Raw genomic sequence first — 14,534 nt, 5'->3', positions numbered from 1 at the left:
TCTGTAAGGCATCGAATCAGATTCGAGATTGCATTATTTTCTGATCCGCATGTTAAAACTTGTTGTTTTTCTAGATGACTTATCAAATTTTCATATCATGCTTATCCATCATTCTGAGCAATCTCAGCAGAAATCAGCCAACTAATCTGCTAAGATTAGCGTCGTTTTTTTTGATTTCTGCTGAGAAAGTTTGAATGTCTACACTTACCACTTTAAAAGAACTTCTTGCCAAAAGAATTTTAATTATCGATGGTGCGATGGGTACCATGATCCAGCGCCATAAACTGGAAGAAGCCGATTATCGTGGTGAGCGTTTTGCTGACTGGGCCTATGATCTCAAAGGTAATAATGATTTGCTGGTGCTGACTCAGCCACAAATCATTCAAGGCATTCATGAAGCTTACTTGGAAGCTGGCGCCGACATTATTGAAACCAACACCTTTAACGGTACCCGCGTTTCAATGTCGGATTACCACATGGAAGATCTGGTTCCCGAGATTAACCGTGAAGCAGCGCGTCTGGCCAAAGAAGCCTGTGCCAAATATTCAACGCCTGAAAAACCACGCTTTGTAGCCGGTGTGATTGGTCCGACATCGCGTACCACTTCTATTTCTCCAAACGTGAATGATCCGGCGTTCCGTAACATCACTTTTGATGCACTCAAAGTTGACTATATTGAATCGACCAAGGCCTTGATCGAAGGTGGTGCAGACATCATCCTGATCGAAACTGTGTTCGATACTTTAAATGCCAAAGCTGCCATCTTTGCAGTAAAAGAAGTCTTTAAAGAATTAGGCTATGAACTGCCAATCATGATTTCAGGTACGATCACGGATGCATCAGGTCGTACATTGACTGGTCAAACCGCTGAAGCCTTCTGGAACTCGATGCGCCATGCAGAGCCGTTATCTATCGGCTTTAACTGTGCCCTAGGTGCAGATGCGATGCGCCCACACGTGAAAACCGTGTCTGACGTTGCCGATACCTTTGTTTCAGCACATCCAAACGCTGGCTTGCCAAATGCCTTTGGTGGTTATGATGAAACACCTGAAGAAACTGCGGCCTTCATTAAAGAATTTGCTGAAAGTGGCTTAATTAATATTACCGGTGGTTGCTGTGGTACTACGCCGGATCATATCCGCGCGATTGCAAATGCTGTTGCAGGCATTACCCCTCGTCAAATTCCTGAAATTGAACCGGCGTGTCGTTTAAGCGGTTTAGAGCCATTTAACATCACCAAAGATTCACTGTTTGTGAACGTGGGTGAACGTACCAACGTCACCGGTTCGAAAAAATTCCTGCGTCTGATTCGTGAAGAAAACTTCGCCGAAGCGCTTGATGTTGCCCGTCAACAGGTTGAAGCCGGTGCACAAATCATTGACATCAACATGGATGAAGGTATGCTCGATTCACAAGGTGCGATGGTGCATTTCCTGAATCTGATTGCTTCTGAGCCGGATATTTCACGTGTACCAATCATGCTGGATTCTTCTAAATGGGAGATTATCGAAGCAGGCCTGAAATGTGTGCAAGGTAAAGCCGTGGTGAACTCGATTTCCCTGAAAGAAGGTCATGACGAGTTTGTCGAACGTGCCCGCCTCTGCCGTCAATATGGTGCTGCGGTGATCGTGATGGCATTTGATGAAGATGGTCAGGCCGATACAGCTGCGCGCAAAAAAGAAATCTGTAAGCGTTCATATGATGTTCTGGTGAATGAAGTGGGCTTCCCCTCTGAAGATATTATCTTTGACCCGAACGTCTTTGCGATTGCGACCGGTATTGAAGAACACAACAACTATGGCGTGGACTTTATTGAAGCGACTGGCTGGATTAAACAGAACCTGCCAAATGCGATGATTTCTGGTGGTGTGTCGAACGTATCGTTCTCGTTCCGTGGTAACGAACCGGTACGTGAAGCGATTCACTCGGTGTTCCTGTACCATGCCATTCAGCAAGGCATGACTATGGGTATTGTAAATGCCGGTCAGATGGCGATTTACGATGACATCGATAAAGAATTGAAAGAAGCGGTTGAAGATGTTGTTTTAAACCAGAACCAGGGTGAAAGCGGTCAGGAAGCAACCGAAAAACTACTTGCGGTTGCTGAAAAATACCGTGGTCAAAGTGGTACGCAAAAAGCCGAAGAAAATCTGGAATGGCGTAATGAGTCTGTTGAAAAACGGCTTGAATATGCATTGGTAAAAGGCATCACGACTTATATCGACCAGGATACTGAAGAAGCTCGTTTAAACTCTACACGTCCACTGGATGTGATTGAAGGTCCATTGATGGCGGGTATGAACGTAGTCGGCGATCTGTTCGGTGCCGGTAAAATGTTCTTGCCACAAGTAGTCAAATCTGCACGTGTGATGAAACAGGCTGTAGCGTGGTTGAACCCGTTCATTGAGGCCGAGAAAACCCAAGCTGAAGCTAAAGGTAAAATCCTGCTGGCTACGGTGAAAGGTGATGTACACGACATCGGTAAAAACATCGTTGGCGTAGTATTAGGCTGTAATGGTTATGACATCGTGGATCTGGGCGTGATGGTGCCATGCGAGAAGATTCTGCAAACTGCGATTGATGAAAAAGTCGATATCATCGGTTTGTCTGGTCTGATCACGCCGTCTCTGGATGAAATGGTCTTTGTTGCCAAAGAAATGCAGCGCAAAGGCTTTAACATTCCACTGATGATTGGTGGTGCGACGACTTCTAAAGCGCATACCGCAGTGAAAATCTCACCGCAATATCATAATGATGGCGTGCTTTATACCGCGGATGCTTCGCGTGCTGTGGGTGTAGCAACGCAGTTGCTCTCTCCTGAAATGAAACCAAAACTTTTGGCTGACTATGCAGCGGATTATGAAAAAATTCGTACCCGTCTTGCGAACAAGCAACCGAAAGCGGCGAAATTGTCTTATCAAGAGTCAGTCGAAAACGGCTTCAAGATCGATTTCGACAAGAATGCACCGGTTAAACCAAACTTCATTGGTTCAGAAACCTTTACCAATTATCCGCTTGAAGCTTTGGTGGAATATTTTGACTGGACACCGTTCTTTATTTCATGGAGCCTGGCGGGTAAATTCCCGAAAATCCTTGAAGATGAAGTGGTGGGTGAAGCAGCGCGTGACTTGTATGAACAAGCACAAGCAATGCTGAAAGACATCATCGAGAATAAACGTTTTGATGCGCGTGCGACGTTTAGTATTTATCCTGCAAACCGTGTAGCCGCAGATACAGTTGCGGTTGTGGATGAAACAGGCAATGTAACTCACAGCTTCGAACACTTACGTCAGCAGTCTGACAAAGTGACGGGTAAAGCGAACTACTCTCTGGCTGACTTTATTGCGCCAAAAGATGTAGCTCAGGATTACTTGGGTGGCTTTGCCGTGTCAATCTTCGGTGCCGAAGAACTTTCGCAAGAATACAAAGCCAAAGGTGATGACTATAACGCAATTATGGTTCAAGCCTTGGGTGACCGTTTTGCAGAAGCATTTGCAGAGCACTTACATGAGCGTATTCGTAAAGAGTTCTGGGGCTACCAAGCAGACGAACAGCTTTCAAATGATGATTTGATCAAAGAGAAATATGTCGGCATTCGTCCTGCACCGGGCTACCCTGCTTGTCCTGAACATTCTGAAAAAGCGCCCTTGTTCGACTGGTTAGGTACCACTGACAAGATTGGTACTTACCTGACTTCAAGCTTTGCGATGTGGCCGCCTTCATCAGTGAGCGGTTTCTACTATGCAAACCCTGAAACTGAATACTTTAACGTGGGTAAAATCTCTGGTGATCAGCTGGAAGATTATGCGAAGCGTAAAGGTTGGACGTTGGATGAGGCGAAACGTTGGTTAGCGCCGAATTTGGATGATTCTATCGTGTAAGAATCCTCTAGTTTAGAGAAGAAAAATCCCCTCAAATGAGGGGATTTTTTATTTTTGTTTACGAGCACTCTGTAAAACTTTTTCTGATTGCTCTTTAAAACTTTCATATAATCTATCTGCAAAATCCATAGAAATAGAAAATCGTTCTTTTTCTAATTGCTGTTGTGATAGTAAATAATTAATAAAAACTTCTACCTTTTTCAACCTAGTTTCTACTCGTTCTATCCGTTGTTCTCGATTATATGATTTAATTAAACCAAACTCAGTTCTTGATAATTCAGATAATTCATTAGCATATTTTTGATCATATAAGGCACAATCTATACTAACAAGTTCAAGATAAGTCACATATAAACACAAATTAGTTAATACATAATGACCATAACTTGTAAGTTTTATAGAGTCCACTTTATCACAATAATAATCAATTCTATTATTTGACTCGACTAAACCACTTTTCAAAAAATTATCTATATTTTCTTCAAAATCTGACAACATATTAAAATGTGTAGCAAAATATTCTTTCAGCACACCAATAGATGTATAACCATCAATAGAAGCCGTCCTTAAATTCTCTAAAATTCTAACCCCAGTAAAATGAGAACCATTTTTTAAATCTCTAACTTTATAAATATTAGGAACTATACTTAATTCTTCATTATAGAAAATCCTATCTGGAATCATTAATGGTTTTACAACTTGATGAACCTGGATAGTCCATCTACCAGCATTTACCATTTCATCAATATTCGTATAACCTGAATTAACAAATCCTCTAAATAAATCTAAAGCAATTCGTGTATTCCCATGTGCACATGAATTTAAAAAATCATTTAAATGACCATTATTTTTTGTGAATTCAGTTTTTAAAATATAAAAAAAAGTTTGTAAATTTTTTATTATTTCTTCGCGTGTATCACTTCTAAATTCTTGTTTGCAGAATTTTGGTGAACTTAATTTATTAAGCACATATTGAATCCTTCTATTAAACACCATTCGTGTTGCAGGCGAAGCAATATGAAAACCATAATTTTGGTATGCATCCAATGTACCATGTAGTCGAGAAGAATAATATCTTTCTTCCCGCATTGATATAATTACTAAGCATTTTAAATCTGTCGAAATAGTATGTGCTATTTGAAAACAATAATCCTGTATTTCATTAGAAAACTGATCTGTATTATCTAAAATAAAAATACAGCCTTTATTTCTCGAATTCCATCTATGAACTAATTTTTCGATTACTTTCAGCTTATCAGCTTTCCACACTATAACTAAATCATTTAATTTAACATTATATATTTCTGAATTTTCATTTAAACCATAAAGATCTTGTTTCTTTGCTAATTCAAATTCTTGTTTAAAAAATTCTAATAATGTACCTCTATCAGAGTTTAATATATCCCATTCATCCAAATCCTCAATCATAGATTGATATATATAATCTTTAATCTTCTCTTTATTTTCTTCCCTATCTAATAAATCAACAAAAATGAATTTTGCATTGTTTTCAAAAAAATCAGGTGGATTGTGAAAAACCATTTTTTTTAAAAAAGTAGATTTGCCTGCCCCTTTACCACCAAAAAGTATAATTACGTCTGAATATAACTTTTTACTAAGCTTGTTTTTTATATTTTGAGTAAGAGTAGAAAACTCCTCATACTCTTTGATTTCTTCAACCCCATGATCTTTAAAAAAGGGGGTCACTGTATCTTTAACAATCGCCTGAAAATTAGAAACTGTTTTTTCGAAGTTTCGTTCATGAACATAGCATTCATTCATAAACTCTTGTTCATTTGGGTCAATAACCCCAAAATATTTATTAATAAACTTTCTTATATGCGTAGAGTATCTATTAGACTCAACTTTTTGATCATAAACTGTAATTTTTTCTGAGGGTCTAAATAACTCTCTATTATTCCAATCAGTATCTCCTAATAAATTTATTAAATTTCCAGCACACATATTATGAAAATTAAATAAATTGTTAGCTTCAATGAAGCTCTGTTCATAATAATCATTATTCTTTATTACAAATGCTTTTAAATCTACCCATTTTTTTCCATTCTCAAATGCTTTAAAAAAAATCCATTGATGCCCATTGGTTATACCTGCTAATTGACACCCTTCATCTACACAATATCTTCTTACCTGCTCTATTGCTGTTTTTATTGCAGGGTCAGTCAACAATACTTTTACTGAACAGAAAAAACTATTTGCTCTATCATTATATGTACTAGGTAATTCGAAGTAATTTCCTGTTTTTTTAGCTTCGAGAATTAAAATAGCTCTTCCTGATGAATTCACAAACTTGTAATCAATAAATCCTGTATTTGTATGATCTTCTACAGGCACATTCACCTTAGGCCATTGAAATACATCATAAAAAACACTATCAATATAAATTTGCCTTGTTCTTGCTTCATTAATATCTTTAATGTTTATTGCTGCAATTTCTTTTGCAAAATCGATAGGTTCTTTCGGTGACATTTTTCTTTAGATATTGATTTAATTTCTTTTATTAAATATTAAAACTTAAATATCTTCAACTTTATTAAGCTATTAAATTCACATATCGCTCTATCTATTCATTGAATTTTGTATTTTTTAGGCTATCACACTTAAACTCTCCTTTTTTACATTTTTAAGTCTGCAAAAATCATCACTTTCATGAATAATAGACCAATAAATTTATCTCCCAAATCCATGACTATTGGTGTTCCAATGAAAAAACTCATCAACAACCCAGAAAATCTGGTTGTCGAAATGTGCAAAGGCTTTGTCCTTGCTCACCCTGAACTACAATTTACCGAATCGCATAAAATCATTTCACGTAAACAAAAACACAATAACGTGGCACTTATCAGTGGTGGTGGTAGCGGGCATGAACCTGCACATGCAGGCTTTGTCGGTACAGGCATGTTAGACGCTGCCGTATGCGGTGACGTATTTGCATCGCCTTCTCAAATTCAGGTGTATAAAGCCTTACAGCATGTCGCAACAGACAAAGGCGTGCTCATGATCATCAAGAACTATTCTGGCGATATGATGAATTTCCAGAACGGTGCAGTATTGGCTGCGGAAGATGGCATTAAAGTCGATTATGTAAAAGTGGCGGATGATATCGCGGTAAAAGACAGCCTTTATACGGTCGGTCGTCGTGGTGTTGCTGGTACCATCTTCGTGCACAAAATTGCAGGAGCAGCAGCCTCAAAAGGTTTAGAGCTTGCGGAAGTCAAAGCTGTGGCACAAAAAGCGGCAGATAACGTGATTAGCCTTGGTTTTGCCTATAGCTCATGTACCGTTCCTGCGAAAGGCACACCAACCTTTACGTTAGCAGATGATGAAATGGAATACGGCGTCGGTATCCACGGTGAACCGGGTATCCGCCGTGAAAAAATTCTGCCATCCAAAGAACTGGCACAACGTATTATCGATGACCTGTTCCTCGATCGCCCTGATCTGACTGAAGTTGCTGTTCTAGTCAACGGCTTTGGTTCAACGCCAATGCAAGAACTGTATGTGTTTAACAATGATGTTTGCGAACATCTGGCGCGCAAAGGCATCAAGATTTACCGCACCTTCGTTGGCAACTACATGACCAGTATCGACATGAATGGTGCATCGGTTTCATTGCTTGCTGTGGATGATGAGCTGAAAACCTATCTGGATGCAGAAGCCAATACCCCTGCCTTTAAGCTGGATGGCTCGCCTGCACTTCCATTTGAATTTGCAGCACAAGATGCAGCAGCAAAACAAACCGCCAATACCGAAGTTGAAACCCAAGCTGAACATGCTGAAATTCAAAATGAACAGTTCACGATAGAAAACATGCGTTATGTCGTTGACGTAATGGCTGCCTGTATTATCAAAAATGAAGTGCCATTCTGCGAGCTGGATGCCCATGCAGGCGATGGTGATTTTGGCATGAGTGTGGCTAAAGGGTTTAAACAACTGAAACGTGAATGGCAAAACCTGATTCAAGCACAACAGATAGATGAATTCTTGCTGAATAGTTCCATGATTATTATGGAACATTGTGGAGGTGCATCGGGCCCAATCTGGGGTTCAGCATTCCGTGCGGCTAGCAAAGCCATTCAAGGTAAACAAACTCTAAGCGTGGCAGATTTTGCCGAGATGCTGCAAGCTGCGGTTAAAGGTATTCAAGTGACAGGTGAGCGTTCATTTGGTCGTGGTGCTGTGGTCGGTGATAAAACACTGATTGATGCACTTGTACCTTGTGCAGACTCATGGTCAGCTAATACAGACAAGAGGTTTAAAGAAAACTTTGTCTTGGGTGCAGAGGCTGCGGTAAAAGGTGCAGAATCGACCAAAGAGATCGTGGCGCGTATGGGCCGTGCCGGTACGGTGGGTGATCGTAGCTTAGGCTATCCTGATGCAGGCGCACACGGCTTAGGCGTGATCTTTACGGACATTGCCCAGCATATTAAATAAGTTTTTCAAGATTTGAAAAAAGCCTCGACCCTGTTCGGGGCTTTTTTATATTTCATTTCCTCTACTGAGCAAGTTTAAAAACACCAGTAATGAAAGGTATTGCTCATCCCCATGAACATGGTCTAACTAAACTTCTCCAAATAGCACTCTAGTTCTTCTGTCACTACTACCCGCTTATTGCCTTTCACCTGTTCCTCACTCAATACGCCTTCTGAATCAATGACCACCACTTTGTGTCCATTCGCTTGTAAACGTTTGACGCCTTCAAATAACATGCGTCCACCTACATCATGAATCAAAGTTAAATTAGTCAGGTCTATGACTATACGTGTTTTAGCGTCTGGCTCATCCTGCAAAATCCGCAGCAACATTTCCGATTCGGTAAATTGCAATACACCGCGCAGCTCATACACGACAATGTCATTGTTCTTACCTACAGTATAACGACTTTGCAAAATGGTCTGTGCCGATGGCGTCCCTTCCATCAGATGCAAGCCCATGTCACGCGACAAACGCTCAAAAATATCTACCCCACGTACACTATGCCCATGCTCATCAATTTTAGGAGAAAAAACCACAATTCCCACCTGCCCAGGCAATACCCCGATAATTCCACCCGACACACCACTTTTGGCAGGAATGCCCACCGTCGTCAGCCAGTCACCCGCCGCATCATACATGCCACAGGTCATCATCACGCTGAGCACTTGGCGCACCACATCACGCTCTAGCAGCTGTTTGCCCGTTTTGGCCTGAACACCACCATTAGCGAGCACACTACAGATATTTGCCAGATCTTTGACCGTCACCTTAATCGCACATTGCTTGATATATCCATTGACGATTTCTACCGGATCCGAATCAAGCACACCTACAGTACGCAGCATATAGCCAATCGATAGGTTCCGGAATGCAGTTTTGACTTCCGACTTATATACCTGCTTGTCGAATTCCAGTTGACGGCCTGCCAGCTCACTTAAAAAACGGCGCAAGCATTCCGCACGTGAAATGCCTTTTTGTACCGGAATCAAAGAATGCGTGGTGATCGCACCCGAGTTAATCATTGGATTTTTCGGAAGATTGGTTTCTTTATCCAGTGAAATCTGATTAAAAGCCTCTCCTGAAGGTTCAACGCCGACCTTTTCCAGTACTGCTGGAATTCCCAAATGCTGTAATGCCAAGGCATAGGCAAAAGGCTTGGACATCGACTGCATGGTAAATTCGGTTTCATCATCTCCCGTGGAATAAATCGTGCCATCCACCGTAGTCAGCGCCAAAGCGAACTTATTTGGATCTACCGCTGCCAGTTCAGGGATATAGTCAGCCAAAGCGCCCTGATCATTATCATGACAGACCGTTAATACATGCTGGAGATAATCGGGCACCGGGGTTTTCATCGAATGAGCTTATTCCAATTCACTATTATTTTTAATTAACATACCGGCTTTTGGCTTAAGTACCAGAGTGAAAAGGTAATTTTCTGCATATCAATGTTATCGGCTGCATTCCCTTTATGGGCAATTCTCCAGAAATGAATTGCATTTTTAAGTATTGTTATTTTTATTGATGTTTTAAGAGACATAAAAAAGGGCGCTACTGCCCTTTTTACTCTGGATGATTTATTTTACTTTGGTTTTACGGATCATCTTGTACAGAACTTTTGGTGAAATACGCGAAACCAGCACACCAAGTTTTTCTTTCTTGCCACCAATCACAATATATTCTTCGCCGTTCTGCAAAGCCTGTACAGTCTGAACCGCAAAATCTTCTGCGGACAGCCCATTTTCAATCGCTTCATCCGGATGTCCTTGCGGTTTTCCTTCACCGTTTAAGGCGTTCAGGGACACATTGGTTTGAACAAAACCCGGGAAAATCACTGAGACTTGAACGCCCTGATCAGCAACTTCAGCACGCAGGCTGTTGGCCCACATATGAATCGCTGCTTTGGCTGCGGAATAGGAAGCTCGATACTGGGTACCGAGCAAACCTGCCACACTGGAAATAAAGACGATACGACCTGATTTTTGTGCCAGAAAGGTTGGCAATACCATTTTGGTGAGAAACACCTGAGAGAAATAATCGACTTCCATAATGGCGCGTTCAGTCTGCATGGTGGTGTCCTGAATCAGGGCACGTTGACTCAGACCGGCATTATTAATCAGCCAGTCAATCCGGCCTTTTTGTTGCAAAACCTGTTCATAGGCATGACGAACCTGACTTTCATCTGTGATATCGGCAATGACTGAAATATGCTGATCTGCATTGCTAAGGCTTTGGCGAACATTTTCCAGTTCTGCATGCCGGCGTGCAGTCAGTACCACCTGTGCCCCAAGTGCAGCACATTGCTGAGCAATCGCCTTGCCAATCCCTGAAGATGCGCCGGTAATCCAGACCACTTTTCCATTTAAGTCTTCAACTTTCGCCATGAAATCCTCTTTCCCTTGTTTTAATGAATATGGTGCGGTATTTCATCTTCCAGAAATACCAACAAATGCTCAAAATAATAACTCATCGTATCGGCATCATAGATGCTACCGAGCTTGTCAAAACGTTTATAGCCTAACTGGGTGGTTAAATGAATCACCCCATTCAAGGTTTTATCGACCACGACATTAAATTTCAACATTTTTTTCGGTTCACGGATTAAATGCGTCACCCCTTGATCGACTACCTGAGTAAAGGCTTTTAAAGCCGGCGATACATACTGGTGATTACCATTTTTCATCTGGTCAACACAGCCGAGCAGTTCCATCACCAGTAATTTTTCCACCGGATATCGCACAAAAGCATTACCTTGATGCTCATAGGTCATGCGATGCAAATAGTTCACCATAGGCATCAGCCGCTCATTGCCAAACAGCGAAACCGACCACGGCATATATTTACGGGTGTTATGCATAATCTGCTGAATCACTTTTTCGGACTCACTGTCCGGTGAATTGGCCCGTTACACCACCTGACCAAAAATCTGGTCAATAATTTCACAGGCCATATCGGCCAGATTTTCACCTAAGGGTCTGGCAAGACTGTCTCGCTCGCCGGCATTTAATCGGGAATGCAGGTCTTTAAAGCGCTGATGGGTTTCGGGTTGAAGCTTCAGGGAAATGCTATAGCTCATCTTATTATCCTTTTTGATATGCTGCGATGAGTCGCGTTTTTTTATCGTTCTATCATACGATGAGTTGCTATACATGCCAATTGGCTAAAGTTTGCATTTGGTTAAGCTGCCGCATGCACTATTTTTTTTGCTACAATAGATGCAATTTTTCATTCACTTTTGATCTGTTTAGACTATGACTGACTCAGCGCAAAATATCGCGACAACCTACGATCCGACCGAGATCGAGAAAAAATGGTACCAAACTTGGGAAGAGCGTGGCTACTTTAACCCGTCTGAAAAAGGCGAATCTTTCTGTATTATGATTCCACCACCAAACGTCACTGGTAGCCTGCACATGGGTCATGGTTTTAACAATGCCATCATGGATGCCTTAACCCGTTTTAACCGTATGTCTGGTAAAAATACGCTTTGGCAACCGGGTACTGACCACGCAGGTATTGCAACACAAATGGTGGTTGAGCGTCAGTTGGGTGCTGAAGGCATTAGCCGTCATGACCTGGGTCGTGAAAAGTTCATCGAAAAAGTATGGGAATGGAAAGAACAGTCTGGCGGCAACATTACCCGTCAAATTCGTCGTCTAGGCTCATCTGTAGACTGGTCACGTGAACGCTTCACCATGGATGATGGTTTATCAAACGCAGTAAAAGAAGTGTTTGTCAAACTGCATGAAGAAGGTCTGATCTACCGCGGTAAGCGTCTGGTGAACTGGGATCCAAAATTACAAACTGCCCTATCTGACCTGGAAGTTGAGTCTGATAAAGAAGAAGCAGGTTCACTCTGGCACTTCAAATACTTCTTTGAAGATAAGTCACTACGCACACACGATGGTAAAGATCACATCGTAGTAGCTACAACACGTCCTGAAACATTGTTAGGTGATACTGCAGTTGCGGTTGCCCTTGATGATGAACGCTATGCGGATTTGGTTGGCAAGAACATTATCCTGCCAATTACAGGTCGTGCAGTTCCTATCGTTAAAGACGAATATGTCGACAAAGAATTCGGTACAGGCTGTGTAAAAATCACCCCTGCGCATGACTTCAATGACTATGAAGTAGGTAAACGCTGCGAATTGCCAATCATCAACATCTTCAACAAAAATGCTGAAGTTCTTGCTGAGTTTGAATACATTGCGAAAGCGGGCGAACAAATTTCTAAAACCATCCCTGCACCTGCGGACTACATTGGTTTAGAACGTTTTGAAGCACGTAAAAAACTGGTTGAACAAGCAGAAGCTGAAGGCTGGTTAGACCAAATCCAACCTTATACATTGAAACCCCCTCGCGGTGACCGTTCAGGCGTGATCGTTGAGCCGTTATTAACAGACCAATGGTATGTAAAAATCGCGCCTCTTGCGAAACCTGCCATTGAAGCGGTTCAAGACGGTCGTATCAAGTTCGTACCTGAGCAGTACAGCAACATGTACATGGCTTGGATGAACAATATTCAGGACTGGTGTATCTCGCGTCAATTGTGGTGGGGTCACCGGATTCCGGCCTGGTACGATACGGAAGGTAATGTATATGTTGGTCGTGACGAAGCTGAAGTTCGTGCGAAAAACAACATTCCTGCCGATGTTCAATTGAACCAGGATGAAGACGTACTGGATACATGGTTCTCTTCAGGTCTCTGGACATTCTCGACTTTAGGCTGGACTGGCGACGAAGCGAAAGACAAAGCCAACTACTTCTTGAATACCTTCCACCCGACAGATGTATTGGTGACAGGTTTTGACATCATCTTCTTCTGGGTTGCACGTATGATCATGCTGACCATGCACTTCATGAAGAATGAAGATGGTACGCCACAAGTGCCATTTAAAACTGTGTACGTTCACGGTTTGGTACGTGATGGCGAAGGTCAGAAGATGTCTAAATCTAAAGGTAACGTGCTTGACCCATTAGACTTGATTGACGGTGTGGATTTAGAAACTTTAGTACAAAAACGTACCACAGGTTTGATGAATCCGAAACAAGCGGCGAAGATTGAAAAATCGACCCGTAAAGAATTCCCAGAAGGGATTCAGGCTTATGGTACAGATGCGGTTCGTTTTACTTTCTGTGCATTGGCAAACACAGGTCGTGACATCAAGTTTGATATGAAACGTGTGGAAGGTTACCGTAACTTTGCTAACAAAATTTGGAATGCAACTCGTTTTGTATTGATGAATGTTGAAGGTCAGACTGTCGGTCAAGAAGCACGTCAAGACCTTTGGGAATTGCCTGAACAGTGGATTGTGAGCCGTTTACAAAAGGCAGAGCAAGCGGTTCATCAAGCCTTTGCAACTTACCGTTTAGACTTGGCTGCGCAAGCGATTTATGACTTTATTTGGAATGAATACTGCGACTGGTATGTAGAGCTAACCAAACCTGTTCTGAATGATGAATCTGTTTCTGAAGAACGCAAAGCCGAAGTTCGTCGTGTATTGCTTGCGGTGATGGAAGCTTCTTTACGTCTTGCTCACCCAATCATGCCGTACTTGACTGAAGAAATTTGGCAAACCCTTGCGCCAATGATTGGCTTGGGTGGCGAAACCATTATGTTGGCAAACTACCCTGTTGCAGATGAAGCAAAAATCAACGAACAAGCCGAAGCAGATATGCAATGGCTACAAGGTTTGATTGGTGCGGTGCGTAACATTCGTGGTGAAATGGGTCTAGGTAATGCACGTTTATTACCAGTTCTTTTACAGAACACGACTGAAGCAGAAAAAGCCCAAATTTCTCGTATTGAACCGTTGTTTAAAGCATTGGCGAAAGTTGAAAGCATTACTTTCTTGACAGATGGCGAACAACCACCATTGTCTTCTTCTTCTGTAGTTGGTCATGTGTCTGTGTTCGTTCCAATGAAGGGCTTAATTGACCCGAAAGCGGAATTGGGGCGTTTGCAAAAAGACTTAGACAAGGTTCAAAAGCAGCACGATCAAATTGCAACTAAACTTGCGAATGAAGGTTTTGTGGCGAAAGCACCTGCTGCTGTAGTTGAAGGCGAGAAAGTGAAACTTGCTGAGTTTGCAGACCAGTTAGCGAAGATTAAAGCAAATATGGAGCAAATTGCGGCGCTTTAATGTGTTGTTA

Annotated in this window: 6 protein-coding genes and 1 pseudogene; 3 read left to right on the top strand and 4 right to left on the bottom strand. The window is 41.8% G+C overall.

Going from position 1 to position 14,534, the window contains the following annotated elements; genetic code table 11:
- Window positions 1–194: 194 nt before the first annotated feature.
- Entirely contained in the window at window positions 195–3,881 is a 3,687-nt protein-coding gene (gene metH / locus FTV08_RS02520; RefSeq protein WP_180086552.1) for a methionine synthase, read from the top strand.
- A 48-nt stretch (window positions 3,882–3,929) separates the two neighbouring features.
- Here metH and FTV08_RS02515 read toward each other — a convergent pair whose 3' ends face one another.
- Entirely contained in the window at window positions 3,930–6,371 is a 2,442-nt protein-coding gene (locus FTV08_RS02515) for a hypothetical protein (RefSeq protein ID WP_180086550.1), read from the bottom strand.
- Between the two features lie 234 nt (window positions 6,372–6,605).
- Here FTV08_RS02515 and dhaK point away from each other — a divergent pair, with 234 nt between their 5' ends.
- Window positions 6,606–8,336 (top strand): dihydroxyacetone kinase subunit DhaK, encoded by a 1,731-nt coding sequence (dhaK, locus tag FTV08_RS02510; RefSeq protein WP_180086547.1) that lies wholly within the window; start codon window positions 6,606–6,608, stop codon window positions 8,334–8,336.
- A gap of 122 nt (window positions 8,337–8,458) precedes the next feature.
- Here dhaK and FTV08_RS02505 read toward each other — a convergent pair whose 3' ends face one another.
- The 3 genes and pseudogenes from FTV08_RS02505 to FTV08_RS02495 all read right to left on the bottom strand — a co-directional run bounded on the left by FTV08_RS02505 (window position 8,459) and on the right by FTV08_RS02495 (window position 11,454).
- A complete protein-coding gene (locus FTV08_RS02505; RefSeq protein WP_180086545.1) occupies window positions 8,459–9,733 on the bottom strand; it encodes a glutaminase in 1,275 nt (424 codons plus the stop codon).
- Between the two features lie 222 nt (window positions 9,734–9,955).
- Entirely contained in the window at window positions 9,956–10,762 is an 807-nt protein-coding gene (locus tag FTV08_RS02500) for an SDR family oxidoreductase (RefSeq protein WP_180086543.1), read from the bottom strand.
- 20 nt (window positions 10,763–10,782) lie between these two features.
- A pseudogene (locus FTV08_RS02495) lies at window positions 10,783–11,454 on the bottom strand (hypothetical protein).
- 175 nt (window positions 11,455–11,629) lie between these two features.
- On the opposite strand from FTV08_RS02495, the gene FTV08_RS02490 reads away from it, so the two are divergent.
- Window positions 11,630–14,524, top strand: a complete 2,895-nt coding sequence (locus tag FTV08_RS02490; protein ID WP_180086541.1) for a valine--tRNA ligase — start codon at window positions 11,630–11,632, stop codon at window positions 14,522–14,524.
- Window positions 14,525–14,534: the final 10 nt, after the last annotated feature.

Origin of the sequence: Acinetobacter sp. YH12226 (genome assembly GCF_013417805.1) — a bacterium.
GTDB lineage: Bacteria > Pseudomonadota > Gammaproteobacteria > Pseudomonadales > Moraxellaceae > Acinetobacter.
Note: the sequence above shows the minus strand (reverse complement) of the source record. Positions and strands in the feature narration are given on the sequence as shown.